The organism is Bacteroides sp. 51, from assembly GCF_010500965.1.
Lineage (GTDB): Bacteria > Bacteroidota > Bacteroidia > Bacteroidales > Bacteroidaceae > Bacteroides.
Map to the genome: position 1 here is coordinate 1 of NZ_QVMI01000034.1, position 22820 is coordinate 22820.

Below are 22820 nucleotides of genomic sequence, written 5' to 3' on the forward strand. Positions count from 1 at the left end.
TATAGATAAGGTAAATACATTATATGACTATTACGATAGCCAAGGGTGGATAACGCCGGAAGAAAAGGAAAGGTGTAGTCTGAGGAGGTTCTTTGAAGGATAATGATTGTTTTGAAACGCAGATTAACGCAGATTAACGCGGATTATTTATTTAAATATGGCATCTCACACTTTGCAAATATCTTTTCATTGCATAAAGTTATAGCCTTCGGGCAATTTATGCTATTTTTGCAGATAATTTGTGCAAAGAGAGAATGAAGAACGAACAACCATACAGCCTGCTGAATCAAATCTCATACCCGAAAGATATACGTAAGTTAAGCGTAGACCAACTTCCGGAATTATGTTACGAACTCAGACAGGAGATTATAGAGGAATTATCAAACAATCCCGGCCACTTTGCTTCGGGTCTGGGTACGGTGGAACTTACGGTAGCCCTCCACTATGTATTCAACACCCCTTACGATCGCATTGTGTGGGATGTGGGTCATCAGGCGTACGGACATAAGATACTGACCGGACGGAAAGATGCTTTCCATACCAACCGAAAGTTTAAAGGCATCCGCCCTTTCCCATCGCCGGAAGAAAGTGAATATGACACGTTTACTTGTGGGCATGCATCGAACTCCATATCCGTAGCACTTGGTATGGCTGTAGCCGCCGAGCGTAAAGGCGACAGAAACCGGCATATCGTAGCCGTCATCGGCGACGGTTCGATGAGCGGCGGACTGGCATTCGAAGGATTGAACAATACCTCGTCTACCCCGAACAACATGCTGATCATTCTGAATGACAACGATATGGCTATCGACCGTAGCGTGGGCGGAATGAAGCAGTACCTCTTCAACATGACCACCTCCAACCGGTATAACCAGTTGCGTTTTAAGATTTCGAAGATGCTCTTCAAAGTAGGTATCTTAAACGACGCACGCCGCAAAGGACTGATCCGGTTCAACAACAGTTTAAAGTCGCTCGTAGCCCAACAACAAAACATATTCGAAGGCATGAATATCCGTTACTTCGGTCCCATAGACGGGCACGATGTGAAGAATATTGCCCGGGTACTGAAAGATGTCAAGAACCTGAAAGGACCCAAAATCCTTCATCTGCATACCACCAAAGGAAAAGGATTCAAACCCGCCGAGCTGGACGCAGCTTCATGGCATGCGCCGGGGCGCTTCAACCCCGATACGGGCGAACGATACGTGGCCGATACCGAAGGAATGCCCCCACTCTACCAGGATGTGTTTGGCAATACATTGGCAGAACTCGCCGCCGCGAATGAAAGAATCATGGGGGTAACTCCCGCCATGCCCACCGGCTGTTCGATGAACATACTCATGGAACGGATGCCCAACCGCGCATTCGACGTCGGCATAGCCGAAGCCCACGCCGTGACCTTCTCGGGGGGAATGGCTAAGGACGGACTTCAACCATTCTGCAACATCTACTCCTCGTTTATGCAACGAGCGTACGACAATATTATACACGACGTAGCCATTCAAAAGCTAAACGTCGTTCTCTGCCTCGACCGCGCCGGACTGGTAGGCGAAGACGGTCCCACTCACCACGGTGTGTTCGACCTGGCATACCTGCGTCCGATTCCCAACCTCACCATCGCCTCGCCGATGAATGAACATGAGCTGCGCCACCTGATGTACACGGCTCAATTGCCGGACAAAGGCCCGTTCGTCATCCGCTACCCAAGAGGTCGGGGCGTATTGCCCGACTGGGAATGCCCGATGGAAGAAATAGAAATCGGCAAAGGCAGAAAGCTCAAAGACGGCAAAGACCTGGCTGTCATATCCATCGGTCCCATCGGCAACATAGCCCGCAAAGCCATTGCCCGTGCCGAAGAACAACAAGGACTATCCATTGCCCATTACGACCTGCGCTTCCTGAAACCGCTGGATACCGAACTTCTACATGAAGTGGGACGCAACTTTAAGAAAATCATCACCCTGGAAGATGGAGTAATCAAAGGCGGCATGGGCAGTGCCATACTCGAATTCATGTCGGACAACGAATATTGCCCAGCCATCAAGCGCATCGGGGTGCCCGATCAGTTCATAGAACACGGTTCCATACCGGAATTGTACCAACTGTGCGGGATGGACGAAGAAGGAATCATGAAACAGTTGACAGTTGACAGTTGAAAGTTGAAAGTGAACTATGCAGATAAAAGCATTGTTTTCTTTTAACTTTCAACTTTCAACTTTCAACTTTCAACTCTATAAGAATGAAAATTATTATCGCCGGTGCAGGCGCAGTAGGTACGCACCTTGCCAAGCTACTCTCACGCGAGAAACAAGACATTATCCTGATGGATGATGATGAAGACAGGCTCAGTTCGATGGGAACAAACTTCGACCTGATGGCCGTTACCGGTTCGCCTACATCCATTGGCGCCCTCAAAGACATTGGAGTAAACGGCGCCGAATTGTTCGTAGCCGTCACACCCGACGAAAGCCGTAACATAACAGCCTGTATGCTGGCCACCAATCTGGGTGCTAAGAAAACATTGGCACGCATTGACAATTACGAATACCTTCTCCCTAAGAACAAAGAATTCTTTAAGACACTGGGCGTAGACTCACTTATCTACCCCGAAATGCTGGCCGCCAAGGAAATCGTATCTTCCATGCGCATGAGCTGGGTACGCCAATGGTGGGAGTTCTGTGGCGGAACCCTGATCCTGATCGGTGCCAAGCTACGGGAGAAAGCGGAAATACTCAACATCCCCTTATATGAATTGGGGGGAGCAGACACGCCATACCATGTCGTAGCCATTAAACGAGGCAACGAAACCATCATCCCCCGCGGAGACGATGTACTGAAACTCCACGATATCGTTTACTTCACCACTACCCGCAAATACATACCCTACATCCGTAAAATAGCCGGCAAGGAAAACGAAGCCGACGTGCAAAACGTGATGATCATGGGCGGTAGTCGCATAGCCGTACGGACAGCACAATACGTACCGGACTATATGAAGGTGAAAATCATCGAAAGCAACATCGAACGTTGCAACCGCCTGACCGAACTGCTGGACGATCGTGTCATGATTATCAACGGCGACGGAAGGGATATGGACCTCTTGGTGGAGGAAGGACTGAAAAACACACAAGCCTTCGTTGCCCTCACCGGAAACTCCGAGACGAACATCCTGGCTTGCCTTGCCGCCAAACGCATGGGCGTAAGCAAAACCGTAGCCGAGGTCGAAAATATAGACTACATCACGATGGCCGAGAGTCTGGACATCGGAACCGTGATCAACAAAAAGATGATCGCCGCAGGCCACATCTACCAGATGATGCTCGACGCAGACGTATCCAATGTCAAGAGTCTGACATTCGCCAATGCCGACGTTGCAGAGTTTACCGTTAAAGCCGGCTCCAAAATAACCAGGCATCCGATAAAAGATATGGGACTTCCCAAAGGCATCACCATTGGTGGACTTGTACGCCAGGGCGAAGGTCTGCTTGTATCCGGAGATACCATGATTCTACCCGGCGACCATGTTGTGGTATTCTGCCTGGACATGATGATTAAGAAAGCCGAAAAGTATTTTAGCTAATTTATTCCTTATATGATCAACGTTAAAATGATATACCGTATCATGGGGTTTCTGGTTCTTCTGGAAACGGTGATGTTACTTTGTTGCATCGGTGTATCATCCTATTATGGCGAAGATGACCTGATGAGTTTCGTCATTACCACAGGCATCACCTTTGTAGTAGGTTCCGTCCTGCTTTTTATGGGGAGAAGTGCAGAACGGCAATTGGGTAAAAGAGATGGCATCATTATTGTAAGCATATCATGGGTGGTTATCTCTGCTTTCGGCATGCTACCTTTTTATATTAGTAAATACATACCCGATATCACGAATGCCTTCTTTGAAACCATGTCCGGCTTTACCAGCACAGGTTCTACTATTCTGGATGACATTGAAGCACTGCCGCATGGCTTATTATTCTGGCGCAGCCTCACCCAATGGTTTGGCGGACTGGGTATTGTATTCTTTACCATCGCCGTACTGCCCATCTTCGGTGTAGGAAGCGTACAACTTTTTGCAGCCGAAGCCAGCGGACTAAACAAAGACAAAGTGCATCCGCGCATCGGTGTCACAGCCAAATGGATATGGAGCATCTACCTCGGGCTCACCCTGATTGTTATCGCACTACTTATAGCCGGCGGCATGCCCATCTTCGACAGCGTATGCCATGCCTTTGCCACTACCGGCACCGGAGGGTTCTCGACCAAACAAGCAAGTATAGAGTACTACAACTCACCTTATATTGAATACGTTACCGCCATCTTCATGACCATATCGGGGATTAATTTTACCCTGTTACTCTTATTCGTAAATAAGAAGTTCAAGAAGTTCTTTGAAAATACAGAGCTGAAATGGTACCTCATATCCGTTGGATTCTTCACCTTATTTATTGCAGCAGGACTATACCATACCACTTCAATGGGAGTGGAAGAAGCTTTTCGGAAATCGTTCTTTCAGGTAGCGTCGCTTCACACGTCAACCGGCTTCGCAACAGCCGATTACATGACCTGGGAACCGGTATTATGGGCACTACTCTGCACCTTGATGTTTGTTGGAGCTTGTGCAGGAAGTACTTCGGGAGGGATTAAGTGTATCCGCATGGTGATCTTCAGTAAGGTAGCCCGCAATGAGTTCAAACGTATCATCCACCCCAATGCCGTATTGCCGGTACGGGTAAATAAACAGGTGGTTCCCCAGAATATATTAACCAGCACCCTGGCCTTCCTTTTTGTCTACCTGATGATTGTTGTCATCAGTTGTCTGATCTTCATGGGCTTGGGAATGGGATTTCTTGAATCCGTGGGCACAGTAATTTCCAGCATCGGCAATATGGGACCGGGGCTAGGGCTCACAGGCCCTGCCTATTCCTGGAATCACTTGCCCGATGCCGCCAAATGGCTATCGGCTTTCTTGATGCTTGTAGGACGATTGGAATTATTTACGATACTTATTCTGTTCACTCGTGGGTTCTGGAAGAAGGGATGATGCTAATCATGCTCGTTCAGCCATGTCCGAACCTCAGCTTTTACCCGGATTGTAACAGTATTATCAACCTTAAGTTGCTGGGATAATATTTTCCCAGCAACATCCTTGGCATTTACTTGATCTCCCGTATTTACATAAAGCTGCCAAAGCAAATAATTTGGCAATATCCTGGTGGGAATCATCCATGATGCCAACTTATAGTAAGATTCGGCCTTTGCAAATTCTTTTCTTCGACAATAAACTTTACCAATATCACAATATGTTTCGCAAGAAGGGGTTAGATAACTTATTTTATAGTCAGTGTCGTCTGCTCCATAGTGAAAGATGTACTCTGTATATACCGCATTAAATTTTAAATTATGAATGAGTTTCCCAAAATGCTTATTAATAAAAGGAGCTGACTCTAACTCTTTTTTCGACGTTGCTTGTTTCATCTCCCAAGATGCACGCTCATAGAATTTACATTCTATTACTGCCCAGACGCAAACACCTACTATTACCAACACAAATAAAGTATGAACCCAACGCAGTTTGTTTATAGTATACAATTCTTTACTAACGCTTCCGCCTAATAAAATAGAAAAAAGTAGAAATAAAGGAAAAATATAACTCGGATAAGAAAATAGGGAAAAGACTATCAGGCAAATTAACGCTGATTTAAAAGATCGCTCCTGATCATTTTGAGACCTCATACTGAACAACAAAACCAGTAACCCTGCTATCATTAAAAAGCCTATTAGTCCGAGTTCGACTGTGACATAAAGAAATTCATTATATGGATATCCTACATTGTCGGCAACTGAAATAAAAGAAGAGTCGGGTTGTTTCTGAAAATAATTAGCCTGATAAAGCATATACTTTTTAGGAAATGATCCAACCCCATGTCCGAATAATGGCTTATCAGCTATCATCTCCCCACACACTCTCCATATAAGCATCCTGGCATTTGCAGATTCTGGCCTATAATTATAAATAAATAAGCTCCCCAGCACCCCTATAATCAATACGAGAAAGATACAAGTTTTTTTATATCGTTTACAAAAACAGTGTATATCTTTCCAGAAAGCAAAACAGCAGCCTAACACAGTAGCAATCCATGCAGCCCTCGAATCTGTAGCTAAGAGTGCACCTCCTATAACAACAATAAGAAAAGCGATTAATAGAACTACAAACCGTTTTTTCGATTGTTTTAAATAGTTCAACGAGGCAACAAAACATACCGCTAGGTATCCACCCAATTGTCCGGGATTACCAAAAGATCCTGTAATTTGAAAAAGGGGATGTCTACTTTCAATCACACCTGACAACTGACCCCATACAATTATGGACTGAATAACTCCTGAAACTATTAATGCATATAAAAGAACCTTTTTTTCTTCATCCCTGATGGATCTGATGAAGAAATAGGAAGAAACAGCCGCAACCCACTCCCATAATCTCAAGGGATCAGCATATTTCGAAGGAAACACACAAAAATGAAAGACTCCATAAAAAATGAAAAGAATGAAAAGAATATCCACCACAGACAAATAGCATTTTTGCTTAGACTTGATAATAAGTCCAAAGGTGCATAATACAATCATACCAAAGACAAAAGGTGCTTCGCCAAAAATATCCGAAGAAAAAACAGATGCAAATGATGGGATCAATACAGATGCAAAACAGATGGATATAAGCAAGTATTTATTCAAGGAGTGCAATTGTTATTTTTATGTATCATATATTTTCGTTCAAGAGACTTTATAAGTCTCATGAACGAAATCTGGAAGATTTTAGTACTTCCTAATTCTTAGAATCTATTTCAGTCACTTAGGTTCTTGTCCCCAGAACAGCATGATGTAATTAAGCTTCTTTCCTTCTGCCGTAATTGTAAACCAGATTTTCGATTTTATTTCAGTTTCAATTTTACGATAGACCGACACAGGAATGGTTGTATAAGGACCAAACGTAACAAATTCGAAATGAACCTCATCAATTCTACCAGTTATTGGGTTGATATATATAGCCGAAGTTAATTTGTGCCCCCTAACCCTCTGTTTCTCAGCTGATGAGAAAGCATTGTTTATAATAGAAATAAGCTTATTATTTTTCCATGAGTTATGATCAGTCAATTCAACAGATAAATCATCAGGCATTATAAAGATCTCACCCGAACCTTTATATACTTGTTCTACATACGTCCATTTATTACTCTTATTATAAAGCGTTACTGTTTTGGAAGCAGCAACATCACATTGATAGATATAACCATTTTCATAAAAGGTCTTTGTTGTAGTATAGTAATTGGTCTGAGAAGAAACTGAGGCTACGCAAAACAGAAAGCTGATAAATATGCTTATTGTCTTCATAGAAAGATACGATCAAGAGACCTATAAAGCCTCTTAATCGTAAATATAATACAAACTATTTAACTTCTTGTGACCACCATAACCCAATATAGTTTAATTTTCTCCCTTCGGAGGTAGGAACATACAAAAGCTCCTTTTTAATCTCTGTTTCAATTTTACGATAAACAGATAAAGGAATTACAGCAAACGGATTAAAGGTTACAAAAGTAAAATGTAATTCATCAACCCTACCACTAACGGGATTGATATATAGAACTACACCTAATTTATGGTCGCCTCTTACTCTCTGTTTTTCAGTAGCTGAGAAAGCATTATTTACAATAGAGATAAGTTTAAGCCTATTATTTTTCCATGAATTATCATCTATTAATTCAACAGATAAATCATCAGGCATTATAAAAATCTCACCCGAACTTTTATATACTTGTTCTACATATGTCCATTTATTACTCTTATTATAAAGTGTAACTGTTCTGGAAGCAGCAACATCGCATTGATAGGTATAACCATTTTCATAAAAAGTTTTTGTAGTAGTATAATAATTAGTTTGCGAAGAAACTGAGGCTACGCAAAACAACAAGCTGATAAATACAATTATTGTTTTCATTAATTACAATTTATAGTTAATTCTCTTATGTTACTAAAATTCTCCAATCCAAGCCTATTATAGTCGAAATTATAATTACTCACCGAATAACCTCCAGCTCGTAGAGCTGGTACAACCTCATTCAGTATTTTCGTTTCTAAATCCATAAGGTTTACACCAGACTTAAGACTACCTTTTGGACTTATGAAATTCTCCAAGTCCTTGATTTTTCCATAACGCACATCGGTATAATTTCTTTTTTCCCACTTACTATTTGGATATTCAGGTAATTTGCTCACATAAAGATATTGTGCATAATGCGCTTCTATCTCTCCATTCAGAGTTGAACTATTGTAAGACGACAGAGTTTCTTTGTACGTTCGGTAAGCATGCATCATTTCGTGAAAAAGTTGATTACTTTCAGCTTGTATACCAAGCGAAATTCCATTAGAGCTAAAAGAACCACTAGTGCCATTGTTAAACTGAATAATAAGTGTTTTGCCATTGAGATAAGTTTTTAGTCCATTATACAATGCTTCTCCCATACAGTCTTCCATAATTTTCTCTAACATTCTTTCAATAACTTTCCAGTTTGTGTCCGACATACCAGAATTTCTAAAGATTTCCTGGGCTTTAGGAGCAACTGGTGTTGTTGGCGTAGTTGAACCACCGCCACCACCGCCACCAGATGTTGTTGGAGGAGTAGGGTCAGGCAAGTCACCATCATCCCATCCCGGAGGTTCCGGGTCGCCTTCATCCGGAGTAATATCTACCTCTGGTATCCAAACTCCATCTGGATTACCATCTCCAGTGTAATCATACCCAATATTTCCCTTACCATCATGATAGAAGCCGTTCCCGATGGATGTCCAATTGCCATTGTCACCCGCATCTCCGGACCAATAGTCACCATCATCACCCCAAGGATCATCCCAACCAATATCTCCCCAAGGGTCTTCCCAACCAGAACGGGTGGTCGCCAAATTAGACTGTCGGTAAACTTTTAAGGCCGGCAACATCTTTGCCAACTCCATGAGATTTTGTTTATATGTCTCAAAGTCATTCACAAACAAAGATAGTTCGCTAACCTTAGCCCCATCTTTATAGGTATCCGCTCGCAATGGAATCATACCGTCAACAGCCAAATAGAAGATAATTCCTGAAAAATTCTCTTTATCTCCAAAGTTAGTAAATCTACCAGATAAATCGCCCTTATTCGTCTGATAATACGCATAATCGGGCACCACAAGCATTCGATAAAGCCCCATGGAACCATTTTTAGCAGACTTTACCACCACTGCCTTCTCAGTAATATTAGCAATATAGCTCCGATTCCGTCCACCGATTACTTCTTTTCGGATCGTGTAGTAGGAATAAGTAGATACGATAGGGATATCGACTCCTTCCATAAACTGGTCGCGAGAAACTTTTGCTTTATCCCATAAAGGTGCAAAATCTCCCAAGGGTAAATCTTTGTCACTTCTCGTTTTTACAGTAATTTCTTGTTCAAAAAATGCTTTTGCATCTGTTATAAGATCAGCGTTTTCCTGTTTGGTGATCTCGTCGAGGTCTTGCTGACAGGAAAAGAAACTAAAACCACACAACAGAAAAAGAACAAAACAAATAGAATAGTTTTTTTTCATTGAGTAATAATTTAATTAATAATATCAAAAAAAACAATAAATCAAATATCCACATATAGATTATTGTAAAGAATTCACCATACCCTTCCAATATATTGGGGACGAATAGACTTCAATACTGTACTCACCCAAAAATAGCAATAACACAAACTAAATGAAGTAAAATAGCAATATATCAATTTTTATAATTACGAATTGGTTATATACTTTTTCTCACTATATTTGCGCCTATCTATTAAATCAACTTTATTTCAACAATATATGAATAACTCTATTTTTACTGTAACGATTATTACCACGATATTAACTCTTGTATCATGTGATAAAACGCCAAATAAACTGGAGAATGCGCTACAGCTTTCGGGAGAGAACCAATCGGAATTAAAAAAGGTAATAGATCACTATTCAGAAAACGAGTCTGATAGTTTGAAATTGCAGGCAGCTATTTTTCTTATCGAGAATATGCCGGGACATTATTCTGTATCAGGAAGTATAGTAGACAAGCATGCCAGAAAAATCGAAGAAGAATATCATATACTCGATGACAATCTGAAGAAAGTAATCTTGACCGTTCCATTCCGTAAAGGGAAGCTATCGGCTTTAGCCTCTAGAACATTTGATTTGGAAGTTATCAAAGCCGAATATCTTATTTCTATTATTGACAATGCGATAGAAAAATGGGAATCATGCTATTGGCTGGAAGGCATCCCATTTGAAAGTTTCTGCGAATATGTATTACCTTATCGTCTGGATTATGAGCCTCTCTTCCCTTATAATGATTCATTAATGACAGCATGGAGAAAAATAGATGAGGAGTTAAAGAGATATCCAGATTATCGGGCAGACCTAAAAGAAGTTTGGAACTATGAAGGTATATATGCAGAAAAAGCAGGCCGATCCAGAAGTAAAGACCAGGAGTTGATAAGAGCAATCAACAAGAGCTTTAATTACGACTGTTTCGATGAAGCTTTTTATGAAGTAATCAATATGCGGGCATCGGGGATTCCATCAACAATAGATTTAGTACCTGCATGGGCCAACAGAAACAGTGGTCACTCCTGGAAAGTAATTCTCGATCCGAAATATATGAATCAAGTGGGTAATATTCATGGACAAGAAGTACACTCAATGGCCGGAAAAATATATAGAATAACTTATTCACATAATCCGATCCCAAAATCTAATGGAAAAGATATGATTCCCGCTTTTTTCCTCTCACCTTTCCATAAAGACGTCACTACCCATTATGTTAACACGTCGGATGTCTGTATCGACCTTCATTCTATTCCAAACGATAAACCCGACCATTTGTATCTTTCTGTATTCAACACAAAGGAATGGAAACCGATTGCCTGGAGTAATATTAAACAAGGACGGGCAACATTTGAAAATATGGAGACCGGAATAATCTATTTACCCGTTTACTATAAGGAAAAAGATCAAGCATCAACTCGCTTTCCATTTTTACTCGGATTTGATGGACGTACAACTTTTTTTGAACCGGATACGAGTAACTGCACATCTATTTATTTTGTTCGCAAATATCCTATATCAACTACTAAATTAAATTGGAATAAATTCTCCAAAGATCATCGTTTTGAAGCATCCAGATTTCCTGATTTCAGAGATGCAGAACTTATCTATTATTCGACAGAAGTTAATCCGATTTTAGGATATACAACAATAAATATTCCAGATAAAAATAAAACATGTAGATATTGGAGAGTAATCAGTGATAGTCGGATTGCTGCCATAGGTGAGATTGAATTTTTCAATAAGAACGGAAATAAACTCACGGGGAATTTAATTAAAGGAGATGGTGAAAACGAAAGTGTTAAAAATGCGTTTGATAATGATGTGCTGACATTTGCCAAAGGAGACGTATGGTATGGGTTAGATTTGGGTGATTCAGTAGAAGTCAACCAAGTGAGATATATCCCAAGAACCGATGCAAACAATATTTTCCCGGGGCACACCTATGAGTTGCTGTATTATGATAATGGCTGGATTTCGGTTGAAGTTCAAGAAGCTACCGATGAGTATCTTCAATTTCATAATGTACCCTCAAATGCTGTATATTGGTTAAGAAATCTAACCGAAGGAATAGAAGAACGAGTGTTTATTTACCGTAAAGGAAAGATTATCTGGTATTGACAATAAAACCATAAAGTACACAGAGTTAAGGTGGGATCCCTATCCCTCTTATCTATATGGTGAGATATCTACGACATCCCAGTGATATCTTGGTATGCTTTTCTCACTCTTCCCAGATAGCCTTTGGTGCAATAGAAAATACCATCAACGTTAAAATCACCACAAACAACAAATTTTGTAATATAGACATTGCAATATTGCAAAAATAAGTCCTATCTTTGCGCCCGAATTTGACGAAGTGGTTATGAAAGTATTCTTCAAATATAGTGTCTTGACTCTTCTCGCCATCTGCTTTCATATGGAGATAGCGGAAGCATGGGATATGTCTATGGATGAACTTCCGGCCACCTCCGAACAGCAGTTTGTTGCTTATCAGGTGCAAACTACCCGTCAGGCGATCAATAAATTCTATGAACACTGTCCGAGTATGCCTTGCGATCTTGTTCATAATACGTCAAAAGATGTTCCGACAGCCAAATACATTCTTCGGGCAACCAACTCATTTGGTAAATCGAGTCCGGAACAAGATACATTTAAGAAAAATCATTTCCGTATTTCCATTCTTTACTCCTCTGATCCAAACTCTTACTATGTATTTGGATTGAGGAAAATCGTTATTTAGACACTTCTCCTAAACAATCCGGATACTTATTACATTATTAACTTATACAATTCTTCGCGAGAGTTCGTATAAGGTCTTGTATTTGCAAATTACATCATAAACTATCATATTCAATTATGAACTTTACACTTCTGGTCGTAGCCTTCTTAACGGCTATCACACTGGTTGCAGCGGCTATACTGATAGCCAAAGCCATTTCTCCGCGCTCCTACAATGCGCAAAAAATGGAGGCCTATGAATGTGGAATCCCCACCCGGGGTAAATCGTGGATGCAATTCCGTGTAGGATACTACCTGTTTGCCATCCTCTTCCTGATGTTCGATGTAGAAACCGTATTCCTGTTTCCGTGGGCAGTCATTGCCAAAGACCTGGGAACCGACGGACTTATCAGTATCCTGTTCTTCTTTATCATTCTTGTTCTAGGCCTTGCTTACGCCTGGAGGAAAGGAGCGTTGGAATGGAAGTAAAAAAGCCCAAAATAAAATCAATTCCTTATGAGGAGTTCAAAGACAATGAAACGTTGGAGAACATGGTTAAACAGCTTAACGAAGGCGGAACAAGCGTATTCGTTGGAGCGTTGGACGATGTTATCAACTGGGGACGAAGCAACTCGCTGTGGCCACTTACCTTCGCAACCAGTTGTTGCGGGATCGAATTTATGGCGCTTGGTGCCGCACGTTACGACATGGCCCGCTTTGGGTTTGAAGTAGCCCGTGCCAGTCCGCGACAAGCCGATATGATCATGGTTTGCGGAACGATTACCGATAAGATGGCTCCGGTTCTGAAACGTTTATATGATCAGATGGCCGACCCGAAGTATGTTGTCGCCGTAGGCGGATGTGCAGTAAGTGGTGGCCCATTCAAGAAATCCTACCATGTGGTGAATGGTGTAGATAAGATATTACCTGTCGATGTATATATTCCCGGCTGCCCTCCCCGACCCGAGGCTTTTCTTTACGGTATGATGCAGTTGCAACGTAAAGTGAAAGTAGAGAAATTCTTTGGAGGTGTTAACAAAAAGGAGAAGAGAAATGAATGAGATCATAGAAACGACAGCGGAAGAGCTACACGACCTGGCACTCAAGCTACGTAATGAAAAACAAATGGACTTCCTGGAAAGCCTGACCGGTATGGACTGGGGAGATAAGCTAGGTGTGGTGTATCATTTGGAATCGACTGTTACCGGTGAACGCCTGGTGGTTAAAGCAACCGTAGAACGCGAAACCCCGGAATTGCCCACAGTCTCTGATATCTGGAAGGCGGCAGAATTGAATGAACGCGAAGTCTACGATTTCTTTGGTATCCTGTTCATCAATCACCCCGACCTGCGGCGTTTGTACCTGCGTAACGACTGGGTAGGCCACCCCTTCCGCAAGGATGACGACCCAACTGACGACCGCAACCCGCTCCGTATGAGCAATGAAATTACATTGGATACTACATACGAGTTGGAGTTGGATGCGGACGGAACCATCAAAGATAAAGAGAACGTCATCTTTGACGACCGCGAATATGTGGTAAACATTGGGCCTCAACACCCGGCCACACATGGGGTACTCCGTTTCCGCGTATCACTGGAAGGGGAGATCATCAAGAAGATAGACGTGAACTGCGGATACATCCACCGGGGAATTGAGAAGATGAGCGAAAGCCTCACCTACCCTCAGATTCTGGCATTGACCGACCGTTTGGATTATCTAGCCGCACATCAAAACCGCCATGCACTTTGTATGTGCATTGAAAAGGCTATGGGCATTGAAGTCTCGGAACGTGTACAATACATCCGTACCATTATGGATGAGCTGCAACGCATCGACTCGCACTTGCTATTCTACTCTGCGCTGTGTATGGACTTAGGTGGTTTGACCGCCTTCTTTTACGGATTCCGCGACAGAGAGAAGATTCTGGATATCTTCGAAGAGACCTGCGGCGGGCGCTTGATTATGAATTACAACACCATTGGGGGTGTACAAGCAGATATTCATCCGAACTTTGTTCGCCGTGTGAAAGAATTCATCCCCTATATGCGTGGAATTATCCATGAATACCACGATATCTTCACCGGAAATATCATTGCTCAACAGCGTATGAAGGGTGTAGGTGTGCTCACTCGCGAGGATGCTATTTCATTCGGGGCAACCGGAGGTTCGGGTCGTGCATCGGGTTGGGCATGCGATGTTCGTAAACGCATACCGTACGCTATGTATGATAAGGTAGATTTCAAAGAGATTGTCTACACCGAAGGCGACTGCTTTGCCCGCTATATGGTGCGTATGGACGAGATCATGGAATCCATGAAGATCATTGAACAACTGATTGATAACATTCCCGAAGGAAACTATCAGGAAAAGACGAAACCGATTATCCGTGTGCCGGAAGGCGAATATTACACTGCCGTAGAAGGTAGCCGCGGAGAGTTTGGTGTATATCTCGAAAGCCGTGGAGAGAAATCTCCTTACCGCTTAAAGTTCCGCAGCACTGGGCTGCCTTTGGTATCTGTAGTCGATACCATCGCCACCGGTGGCAAGATTGCCGACTTGATCGCTATCGGCGGAACGCTGGATTATGTAGTACCGGACATCGATCGCTAAAGCGATCTATGATTTACGATTGGACGATTTACGATTTACGATTGAAGTAAGTCAGTAAACCCAGTTCGTAAATACAGACAGTAATTTCAATCGTAAATCGTAAATAATTAAATCGTAAATACAAAGTGTTTGATTTTAGTATAGTAACAAACTGGATACACCAATTCCTCACTTCCTTTCTATCGGAAGGTTGGGCTGTATTCATTGAATGCGTGTTGATCGGGGTCTGTATTATCCTGGCATACGCCATATTGGCCATCGTCCTTATTCTAATGGAAAGAAAGGTTTGTGCCTTCTTCCAATGCCGCCTCGGGCCGATGCGTGTAGGGAAATGGGGGATCTTCCAGGTTTTTGCCGACGTAATCAAGATGCTGATCAAAGAGATCATCTCACTGAAGCACTCGGATAAATTCCTCTATGAGTTGGCACCTTTTATGGTGATTATTGCTTCTATCCTGGCTTTCGCCTGTATCCCAATCAGTAAGGGGTTGGAGGTGATTGACTTTAACGTTGGTGTATTCTTCCTGTTGGCCGCTTCATCTATCGGAGTAGTGGGCATTCTTTTGGCGGGATGGGGAAGTAACAACAAGTTTTCGCTTATCGGTGCTATGCGTAGTGGTGCGCAGATCATTAGTTATGAGCTGTCTGTCGGGTTATCCATCCTGACGATGGTGGTGTTCATGGGCACGATGCAGTTCTCCGAAATCGTTGAGGGACAATATACCGGATGGAATATCTTCCGTGCGCACATCCCTGCATTTATCGCTTTCATCATCTACCTGATTGCTGGTAATGCAGAAACAAACCGCGGTCCATTCGACTTGCCGGAAGCGGAGAGTGAGCTGACCGCCGGATACCATACCGAGTATTCGGGTATGCACTTCGGATTCTTCTATCTGGCCGAATACCTGAATATGTTTATCATTGCATCTGTAGCGGCTACTATTTTTCTGGGTGGCTGGATGCCGTTGCATATTCCGGGACTGGAAGGCTTCAATAATGTAATGGATTATATTCCGGGATTCATCTGGTTCTTTGCCAAAGCATTCTTTGTGGTATTCCTGCTGATGTGGATCAAGTGGACATTCCCACGCTTACGTATCGACCAGATCCTGAAACTGGAATGGAAGTATCTCGTTCCTATCAGCATGGTGAACCTGATACTTATGGTAGTTATCGTCATTTTTGAATTACACTTCTGATTTAACTGTAGGGGCGGTTCGCGAACCGCCCAAGGCACAAGAAGTATAGTAAACCATTTCCGGGCGGTTCGCGAACCGCCCCTACGGTAAAACTAAAGACAATGGAAAATAAGAATATAAATAGTTACTTCGGAGGTTTCTTCTACGGCCTGGGCACGCTGCTCACAGGAATGAAGACCAGCATGAAGGTATTCTTCCGGGCGAAAGTTACGGAACAATATCCGGAGAATCGTAAGACATTGGTACTGTCCGAACGCTTTCGGGGTACGCTCAACATGCCGCATAACGAAAATAACGAGCATAAATGCGTGGCTTGTGGACTGTGCCAGTTGGCTTGTCCGAACGATACCATCGAGGTGATCAGTGAAATGATTGAAACAGAAGAGGGCAAGAAGAAGAAAATCCTGAAAACGTATCACTACGATCTGGGAGCCTGTATGTTCTGCCAGTTGTGCGTTACGGCTTGTCCGCACGATGCAATTACCTTCGACCAACAGTTTGAACATGCCGTTTTTGACCGCAGCAAACTAATGATGACACTGAATCGCGAAGGAAGTAAAGTAATAGAAAAGAAGAAATAAGATATGGGACTGACATTAGAAACAATCGTATTTTTTGTGCTGGCTGCATTTATCATCGTGTTTTCGGTGATGACAGTAACCACAAAACGTATCGTACGCTCGGCAACCTACCTGCTTTTTGTCCTTTTTGCCACGGCAGGTATTTACTTCCTGTTGGGATACACCTTCCTCGGATCGGTACAGATCATGGTTTATGCCGGAGGGATCGTGGTACTCTACGTGTTCTCCATCCTGCTCACTTCGGGCGATAATGACTATGCAGAGAAGTTGAAACGCAGCAAGTTCCTTGCCGGACTTGGAGCATCCCTTGCCGGATTGGTGGTTGTATTGTTCATTATATTGAAGAACAAGTTCATCTCCACTACGGATATCGAACCGGTAGAAATCAATATGAAAGTGATAGGTAATGCGCTATTGAGCAGCGACAAATATGGATATGTATTGCCCTTTGAGGCAGTCAGCATCCTGCTATTGGCCTGCATCATTGGTGGATTACTCATTGCACGTAAAAGATGAAGGGATTTACGATTGGGCTATTTACAATTTACGATTGAAGTAAGTCAGTAAAACCTAATCGTAAACAGAGCAATTTCAATCGTAAATCGTAAATTATTAAATTGTAAATTATGAAGATGGAATATTACCTGATAGTTTCGACTATCATGTTCTTCGCCGGAGTTTACGGGTTCTTTACCCGCCGGAATACATTGGCTATCCTGATTTCAGTGGAGCTTATCCTGAATGCTACGGATATCAACTTTGCTGTATTCAACCGCTTCCTCTTCCCCGAAGGGATGGAAGGACACTTCTTTGCACTCTTCTCCATCGCCATATCGGCGGCAGAGACAGCAGTAGCTATTGCAATTATGATCAATATTTATCGTAACATACGGAGTATTCAGGTCAGGAATCTGGACGACTTAAAACACTAATCGCATTTACAATTTACCATTTACGATTTACCATTTGAATGCACAATGCAATAAGAGGTAAGTAACAAATGGTAAATCGTAAATGGTAAATGGTAAATTATGAAGATGACAATATTAATACTTCTCTTTCCTCTCCTTTCGTTCCTCGTTCTGGGCATCGGAGGAAAATGGATTAAACCCACCCTGGCAGGTGCTTTGGGTTCGTTGAGTTTAGGAGTGGTAACTATCTTAAGCTACATCACCGCCTGGCAATACTTCACCATGCCCCGACTGGCGGATGGCACTTTCGAGAAACTCATGCCGTACAACGTTACCTGGCTGCGGTTTACCGAAACGCTGCAATTCGACCTGGGTATTCTGCTCGACCCGATCTCGGTAATGATGCTTGTGGTTATCTCTACCGTATCTTTCCTGGTGCATATTTACTCACTGGGGTATATGAAAGGAGAAAAGGGCTTCCAGCGTTATTATGCCTTCCTGAGCCTGTTCACTATGTCCATGCTTGGGCTGGTAGTAGCAACCAATATCTTCCAGATGTATTTGTTCTGGGAATTGGTAGGGGTAAGTTCTTACTTACTGATCGGATTCTACTACACCAAACCGGCAGCGGTTGCTGCATCTAAGAAAGCGTTTATCGTTACCCGCTTTGCCGACCTGGGCTTCCTGATCGGAATCCTTGTTTATGGTTTCTACTGCGGAACGTTTAGCTTTACGCCCGAAACCGTATCCCTGATTGGCGGAGGTGCTGCCATGTTACCCTTGGCTCTGGGACTGATGTTTATTGGTGGTGCCGGTAAGAGTGCGATGTTCCCTCTTCACATCTGGTTGCCCGATGCAATGGAAGGTCCGACACCGGTCAGCGCCCTGATTCATGCAGCAACGATGGTGGTAGCCGGGGTTTATCTGGTGGCCCGGTTGTTTCCGCTATTCATTGAATATGCACCGAATGTACTCGAAATCATTGGATGGGTAGGTGCTTTCACCGCTTTCTTCGCCGCTACGATTGCCTGCGTACAAACGGATATAAAACGTGTACTGGCATTCTCTACCATATCTCAGATTGGTTTTATGATGGTTGCGCTCGGTGTTTGCACCAGCATGGACCCGCATGCAGGCGGATTAGGATACATGGCTTCTATGTTCCACTTGTTTACACATGCCATGTTCAAAGCCTTGTTGTTCCTTGGTGCAGGTAGCATTATCCACGCTGTGCATAGCAATGAGATGAAAGATATGGGTGGATTACGCAAGTATATGCCCATTACCAATATCACCTTCCTGATAGCTTGTTGGGCCATCGCAGGTATTCCCCCATTCTCCGGTTTCTTCTCCAAAGATGAGATACTGGTGGCTTGCTTCTCTTATAGTCCAATCATGGGTTGGGTGATGACAGGGATTGCAGCGATGACGGCATTCTATATGTTCCGCCTATACTATAATATATTCTGGGGTCGCGACCCCGAGGCGGGGCGGCCAGGTTACCATGCGGGGGGCGAGGCGCCCCAGCCAGGTTCCCATGCGGAACATCACAAACCAAAAGAAAGCCCTTTTAGCATGGCATTTCCACTGGTGTTCCTTGCCGTGGTGACTTGCTTTGCAGGCTTCATTCCTTTCGGAGAATTCGTAAGCAGCAACGGACAGGCTTATCATATTCATCTGAATACACAGGTGGCGGTGACCAGCGTCGTCGTAGCACTTGCAGCTATCGGCTTGGCTACCTGGATGTATATGCGTCCTAAACAGCATACCATCCGCATGGGAACCTGGCAGCGGCGCCTCGCCGCGGCAGCATATAACCGTTTCTATATTGATGAGATCTACCAGTTCGTAACGCATAAGATCATATTCAGATGTATCTCCACTCCTATCGCCTGGTTCGACCGCCACGTTATTGATGGCTTCTTCGACTTCCTTGCATGGGGGGCCGAGGCGGCCAGCCAGGGTATTAAAACTTTCCAAAGCGGACGGATACAACAATATGCGATTGTGTTCCTCTGCGGAACATTAGCTCTGGTATTACTATTATTGATTTTATAAACATTAGATATGAACTTCTTATCCTTATTTGTACTGATCCCGCTGGTTATGCTCGCTGCGCTTTGGGCAGTCCGGGGAATGAATGCCATTCGTGGCGTTATGGTGGCAGGCAGTACAGCCTTACTGGCATTGTCTATTGCGCTTACCGGTATGTATCTTACAGAACGTGCCGGTGGCAACACCGCCGAGATGCTATTCATGGCCGATATGGTTTGGTATGCCCCACTGAACATACACTATTCCGTGGGAGTAGACGGCATCTCCGTAGTGATGCTTTTGCTTTCGGCCATCATCGTATTTACCGGAACCTTTGCTTCCTGGCAAATGAAAGAGCAGACCAAGGAGTACTTCCTATGGTTTACCCTACTCAGCATGGGTGTATTCGGCTTCTTTATCTCCATCGACATGTTCACGATGTTCATGTTCTACGAGATAGCCCTGATCCCGATGTACTTGCTTATCGGTGTCTGGGGAAGCGGTCGCAAAGAATATGCCGCCATGAAACTGACCCTGATGCTGATGGGTGGATCGGCCTTCCTGCTGATTGGCATTCTTGGCATTTACTTTGGCAGTGGCGCCACTACGATGAATATATTGGAAATCGCCCAACTACACAATATTCCTTTTGCACAACAATGTATCTGGTTTCCACTTACGTTTATTGGATTTGGGGTGTTGGGCGCTCTTTTCCCTTTCCATACCTGGAGTCCCGACGGTCACGCATCGGCCCCAACGGCTGTATCTATGCTCCACGCCGGAGTACTGATGAAGCTGGGCGGCTACGGCTGTTTCCGCATCGCCATATGCCTGATGCCGGAAGCTGCAACCGAACTGAGCTGGATATTCCTCATCCTGACCGCCATCAGCGTAGTGTACGGGGCATTCAGCGCCTGCGTACAAACGGACCTGAAATACATCAATGCTTACTCTTCCGTAAGTCACTGCGGACTGGTACTGTTCGCCATCCTGATGATGACCCGGACAGCCGTGACCGGTGCCGTACTCCAAATGTTAAGCCACGGACTGATGACTGCTTTGTTCTTCGCCCTGATCGGTATGATCTACGGACGAACCCATACACGCGATATCCGTGAATTGAGCGGACTGATGAAAGTCATGCCTTTCCTGAGCGTTTGTTATGTCATTGCCGGTTTGGCCAACCTCGGACTGCCCGGGTTGAGTGGTTTCGTTGCCGAGATGACCATATTCGTAGGCTCATTCCAGCACACCGATACCTTCCACCGCGTATTGACTATCGTTGCCACGACTTCTATCGTAATCACAGCGGTATATATCCTTCGCCTGGTAGGGAAGATTCTCTATGGTACGCCCAACGAAGCCCATCTGAAGTTGACAGATGCCACCTGGGACGAACGTGTAGCCGTAATCTCCCTCATTGTCTGTGTAGCCGGATTAGGCCTCGCACCTCTTTGGATAAGCGATATGATTAGTGAAAGCGTATTACCGATGGTAGCACACCTCATTAAGTAATTTCAATCGTAAATTGTAAATCTGTAAATCGTAAATCATAAGATGGATTATTCACAATTCCTAGTAATGAAAGAAGAGTTATCGCTCGTAGCGATCATCTTCATTCTTGTTGTAGCCGACCTGTTTATGAGTCCCGATGCTCACAAATCGTCGGGTAAGGCCAGATTAAATACGATATTGCCGGTCGCCCTGCTGGCTATACATACCCTTATCTTCCTGGTTCCTATGGAAACTGCCGAAGCTTTTGGCGGGATGTACCACTACGTACCTATGATGGGCATATTGAAAACCGTACTGAACATCTGTACACTCGTGGTCTTCCTTATGGCACACGAGTGGCTGGCGCGCGAAGATACGTTTATCAAACAAGGAGAGTTCTACGTGCTTACCCTGTGTACGTTGCTGGGTATGTACTTCATGACTTCTGCGGGACATTTCTTACTGTTCTTCATCGGACTGGAGACGGCTTCCATCCCTATGGCGGCACTGGTGGCTTTCGATAAATACCGCCACCACTCTGCCGAGGCGGGAGCGAAGTATATATTGATGGCATTATTCTCTAGCGGACTTTTACTGTACGGATTATCTCTGATTTACGGAACGGTGGGTACGCTTTATTTCGATGATATCGCTGCCGGATTAACCGGAAGTCCGGTGCAGATCCTGGCGCTTGTGCTTTTCTTTACCGGAATGGCCTTCAAGATTTCGCTTGTGCCTTTCCATTTGTGGACGGCAGACGTGTATCAAGGTTCTCCGATTGCCGTTACCAGTTATCTGAGTGCGGTATCGAAAGGTGCATCGGCTTTCTCGCTATTGATTATCTTGTTGAAGGTATTTGCTCCGATGGTCACCGAATGGCAAACGATGTTGTTCTGGGTTACGATCATCACCATCACCATAGGTAACTTGTTCGCCATCCGCCAGAAGGACCTGAAACGTTTTATGGCGTTCTCTTCTATCTCGCAGGCGGGGTATATCATGCTGGGGATTATTGGTGGTAATGCCATAGGTATGACTTCGATGATTTATTATATATTGGTTTACGGGGTGGCCACTCTTGCTATATTCATTGTAATGGCGGTTATCGAACAGAAAAGCGGCAAAGTTGGCATAGACAATTACGATGGTTTGTACAAGACCAACCCTAAGCTGACGCTTTTAATGACGCTGTCGCTATTCTCACTGGCGGGTATCCCGCCATTTGCAGGGTTCTTCAGTAAGTTCTTTATTTTCATGGCTGCATTTGAAGCGGGCTTCCATCTGCTGGTGTTCATAGCGCTGGTCAATACAGTCATTTCACTGTATTACTACCTGCTCATCGTAAAAGCAATGTACATTAATAAGAACGATGAACCCATCGCTGCATTCCGTAGCGACAACTATAGCCGGGCAGGATTGCTTATCTGCACCCTCGGCATCCTGCTCTTAGGCTTGGTAAGCTCCGTATATCAAGCCATTGACACCTACAGCTTCGGACTCTAGCGGGTGGCGAGGCGCCACGGCCAAGTTTCCATGCGGGTGGCGAGGCGCCACGGCCGGGTTTCCATGCGGATTTCTGAAAGTTTCTCGTTCGTTGTGAGAAAGTTTCT

19 protein-coding genes are annotated in these 22820 nt (G+C 43.8%); 15 read left to right on the forward strand and 4 right to left on the reverse strand.

The features are described 5' to 3' along the window. Positions 1-254: 254 nt before the first annotated feature. The 3 genes from dxs (at position 255) to D0T87_RS19580 (ending at position 5044) form a co-directional block, all read left to right on the forward strand. On the forward strand, positions 255-2156 hold the full coding sequence (gene dxs, locus D0T87_RS19570) for a 1-deoxy-D-xylulose-5-phosphate synthase (protein WP_163177237.1): 1902 nt from the start codon (positions 255-257) through the stop codon (positions 2154-2156). Between the two features lie 83 nt (positions 2157-2239). Continuing rightward, complete coding sequence (gene trkA / locus D0T87_RS19575; protein WP_163177239.1) at positions 2240-3580, forward strand: Trk system potassium transporter TrkA; 1341 nt, start codon at positions 2240-2242, stop codon at positions 3578-3580. 12 nt (positions 3581-3592) lie between these two features. Continuing rightward, positions 3593-5044 (forward strand): TrkH family potassium uptake protein, encoded by a 1452-nt coding sequence (locus tag D0T87_RS19580; protein ID WP_163177241.1) that lies wholly within the window; start codon positions 3593-3595, stop codon positions 5042-5044. 2 nt (positions 5045-5046) lie between these two features. On the opposite strand, the gene D0T87_RS19585 is transcribed toward D0T87_RS19580, so the two are convergent. The 4 genes from D0T87_RS19585 to D0T87_RS19600 form a co-directional block, all read right to left on the reverse strand. Further along, the gene (locus D0T87_RS19585) at positions 5047-6735 is read right to left on the reverse strand and encodes an O-antigen ligase (protein ID WP_163177243.1); all 1689 of its coding nucleotides are present in this window, start codon (positions 6733-6735) and stop codon (positions 5047-5049) included. Between the two features lie 114 nt (positions 6736-6849). Beyond that, positions 6850-7392: a DUF5043 domain-containing protein gene (locus D0T87_RS19590; RefSeq protein ID WP_163177245.1), complete on the reverse strand. Its 543-nt coding sequence runs from the start codon at positions 7390-7392 to the stop codon at positions 6850-6852. A 55-nt stretch (positions 7393-7447) separates the two neighbouring features. After that, positions 7448-7999 (reverse strand): DUF5043 domain-containing protein, encoded by a 552-nt coding sequence (locus D0T87_RS19595; RefSeq protein WP_163177247.1) that lies wholly within the window; start codon positions 7997-7999, stop codon positions 7448-7450. Next, on the reverse strand, positions 7999-9621 hold the full coding sequence (locus D0T87_RS19600) for a hypothetical protein (RefSeq protein ID WP_163177249.1): 1623 nt from the start codon (positions 9619-9621) through the stop codon (positions 7999-8001). The genes D0T87_RS19595 and D0T87_RS19600 overlap by 1 nt, the downstream gene beginning before the upstream one ends. A gap of 261 nt (positions 9622-9882) precedes the next feature. Between D0T87_RS19600 and D0T87_RS19605 the strand changes: the two genes are divergently transcribed. The 12 genes from D0T87_RS19605 (at position 9883) to D0T87_RS19660 (ending at position 22713) form a co-directional block, all read left to right on the forward strand. Then, positions 9883-11775, forward strand: coding sequence for a discoidin domain-containing protein (locus D0T87_RS19605; RefSeq protein WP_163177251.1), 1893 nt, complete (start codon positions 9883-9885; stop codon positions 11773-11775). Between the two features lie 244 nt (positions 11776-12019). After that, on the forward strand, positions 12020-12397 hold the full coding sequence (locus D0T87_RS19610) for a hypothetical protein (protein WP_163177253.1): 378 nt from the start codon (positions 12020-12022) through the stop codon (positions 12395-12397). 116 nt (positions 12398-12513) lie between these two features. Further along, the gene (locus tag D0T87_RS19615; protein ID WP_163177255.1) at positions 12514-12864 is read left to right on the forward strand and encodes an NADH-quinone oxidoreductase subunit A; all 351 of its coding nucleotides are present in this window, start codon (positions 12514-12516) and stop codon (positions 12862-12864) included. After that, positions 12855-13436, forward strand: a complete 582-nt coding sequence (locus D0T87_RS19620) for an NADH-quinone oxidoreductase subunit B (RefSeq protein ID WP_163177257.1) — start codon at positions 12855-12857, stop codon at positions 13434-13436. Before D0T87_RS19615 ends, D0T87_RS19620 begins: the two co-directional genes overlap by 10 nt. After that, positions 13429-14988, forward strand: a complete 1560-nt coding sequence (locus D0T87_RS19625) for an NADH-quinone oxidoreductase subunit D (RefSeq protein ID WP_163177259.1) — start codon at positions 13429-13431, stop codon at positions 14986-14988. Before D0T87_RS19620 ends, D0T87_RS19625 begins: the two co-directional genes overlap by 8 nt. 125 nt (positions 14989-15113) lie before the next feature. Beyond that, complete coding sequence (nuoH, locus tag D0T87_RS19630; protein ID WP_163177261.1) at positions 15114-16190, forward strand: NADH-quinone oxidoreductase subunit NuoH; 1077 nt, start codon at positions 15114-15116, stop codon at positions 16188-16190. Between the two features lie 101 nt (positions 16191-16291). Continuing rightward, entirely contained in the window at positions 16292-16771 is a 480-nt protein-coding gene (locus D0T87_RS19635; protein ID WP_163177263.1) for a 4Fe-4S binding protein, read from the forward strand. 3 nt (positions 16772-16774) lie between these two features. After that, positions 16775-17287 carry an NADH-quinone oxidoreductase subunit J gene (locus D0T87_RS19640; protein WP_163177265.1) on the forward strand — a complete coding sequence of 171 codons (513 nt, stop codon included), beginning with the start codon at positions 16775-16777 and terminating at the stop codon, positions 17285-17287. Positions 17288-17394: 107 nt separating this feature from the next. Beyond that, the gene (nuoK, locus tag D0T87_RS19645) at positions 17395-17703 is read left to right on the forward strand and encodes an NADH-quinone oxidoreductase subunit NuoK (RefSeq protein WP_163177334.1); all 309 of its coding nucleotides are present in this window, start codon (positions 17395-17397) and stop codon (positions 17701-17703) included. Between the two features lie 105 nt (positions 17704-17808). Beyond that, positions 17809-19740 carry an NADH-quinone oxidoreductase subunit L gene (nuoL, locus tag D0T87_RS19650; protein WP_370526934.1) on the forward strand — a complete coding sequence of 644 codons (1932 nt, stop codon included), beginning with the start codon at positions 17809-17811 and terminating at the stop codon, positions 19738-19740. A 9-nt stretch (positions 19741-19749) separates the two neighbouring features. Continuing rightward, complete coding sequence (locus tag D0T87_RS19655) at positions 19750-21231, forward strand: NuoM family protein (RefSeq protein WP_163177269.1); 1482 nt, start codon at positions 19750-19752, stop codon at positions 21229-21231. A 42-nt stretch (positions 21232-21273) separates the two neighbouring features. Beyond that, positions 21274-22713 carry an NADH-quinone oxidoreductase subunit N gene (locus tag D0T87_RS19660; protein WP_163177271.1) on the forward strand — a complete coding sequence of 480 codons (1440 nt, stop codon included), beginning with the start codon at positions 21274-21276 and terminating at the stop codon, positions 22711-22713. Positions 22714-22820: the final 107 nt, after the last annotated feature.

Excerpts from the sequence above, each read along its gene's own strand:
- dxs (WP_163177237.1), top strand. The coding sequence starts at position 255 with ATGAAGAACGAACAACCATACAGCCTGCTGAATCAAATCTCATACCCG.
- trkA (WP_163177239.1), top strand. The coding sequence starts at position 2,240 with ATGAAAATTATTATCGCCGGTGCAGGCGCAGTAGGTACGCACCTTGCC.
- D0T87_RS19580 (WP_163177241.1), top strand. The coding sequence starts at position 3,593 with ATGATCAACGTTAAAATGATATACCGTATCATGGGGTTTCTGGTTCTT.
- D0T87_RS19590 (WP_163177245.1), bottom strand. The coding sequence starts at position 7,392 with ATGAAGACAATAAGCATATTTATCAGCTTTCTGTTTTGCGTAGCCTCA.
- D0T87_RS19595 (WP_163177247.1), bottom strand. The coding sequence starts at position 7,999 with ATGAAAACAATAATTGTATTTATCAGCTTGTTGTTTTGCGTAGCCTCA.
- D0T87_RS19600 (WP_163177249.1), bottom strand. The coding sequence starts at position 9,621 with ATGAAAAAAAACTATTCTATTTGTTTTGTTCTTTTTCTGTTGTGTGGT.
- D0T87_RS19605 (WP_163177251.1), top strand. The coding sequence starts at position 9,883 with ATGAATAACTCTATTTTTACTGTAACGATTATTACCACGATATTAACT.
- D0T87_RS19610 (WP_163177253.1), top strand. The coding sequence starts at position 12,020 with ATGAAAGTATTCTTCAAATATAGTGTCTTGACTCTTCTCGCCATCTGC.
- D0T87_RS19615 (WP_163177255.1), top strand. The coding sequence starts at position 12,514 with ATGAACTTTACACTTCTGGTCGTAGCCTTCTTAACGGCTATCACACTG.
- D0T87_RS19620 (WP_163177257.1), top strand. The coding sequence starts at position 12,855 with ATGGAAGTAAAAAAGCCCAAAATAAAATCAATTCCTTATGAGGAGTTC.
- D0T87_RS19625 (WP_163177259.1), top strand. The coding sequence starts at position 13,429 with ATGAATGAGATCATAGAAACGACAGCGGAAGAGCTACACGACCTGGCA.
- D0T87_RS19635 (WP_163177263.1), top strand. The coding sequence starts at position 16,292 with ATGGAAAATAAGAATATAAATAGTTACTTCGGAGGTTTCTTCTACGGC.
- D0T87_RS19640 (WP_163177265.1), top strand. The coding sequence starts at position 16,775 with ATGGGACTGACATTAGAAACAATCGTATTTTTTGTGCTGGCTGCATTT.
- nuoL (WP_370526934.1), top strand. The coding sequence starts at position 17,809 with ATGACAATATTAATACTTCTCTTTCCTCTCCTTTCGTTCCTCGTTCTG.
- D0T87_RS19655 (WP_163177269.1), top strand. The coding sequence starts at position 19,750 with ATGAACTTCTTATCCTTATTTGTACTGATCCCGCTGGTTATGCTCGCT.
- D0T87_RS19660 (WP_163177271.1), top strand. The coding sequence starts at position 21,274 with ATGGATTATTCACAATTCCTAGTAATGAAAGAAGAGTTATCGCTCGTA.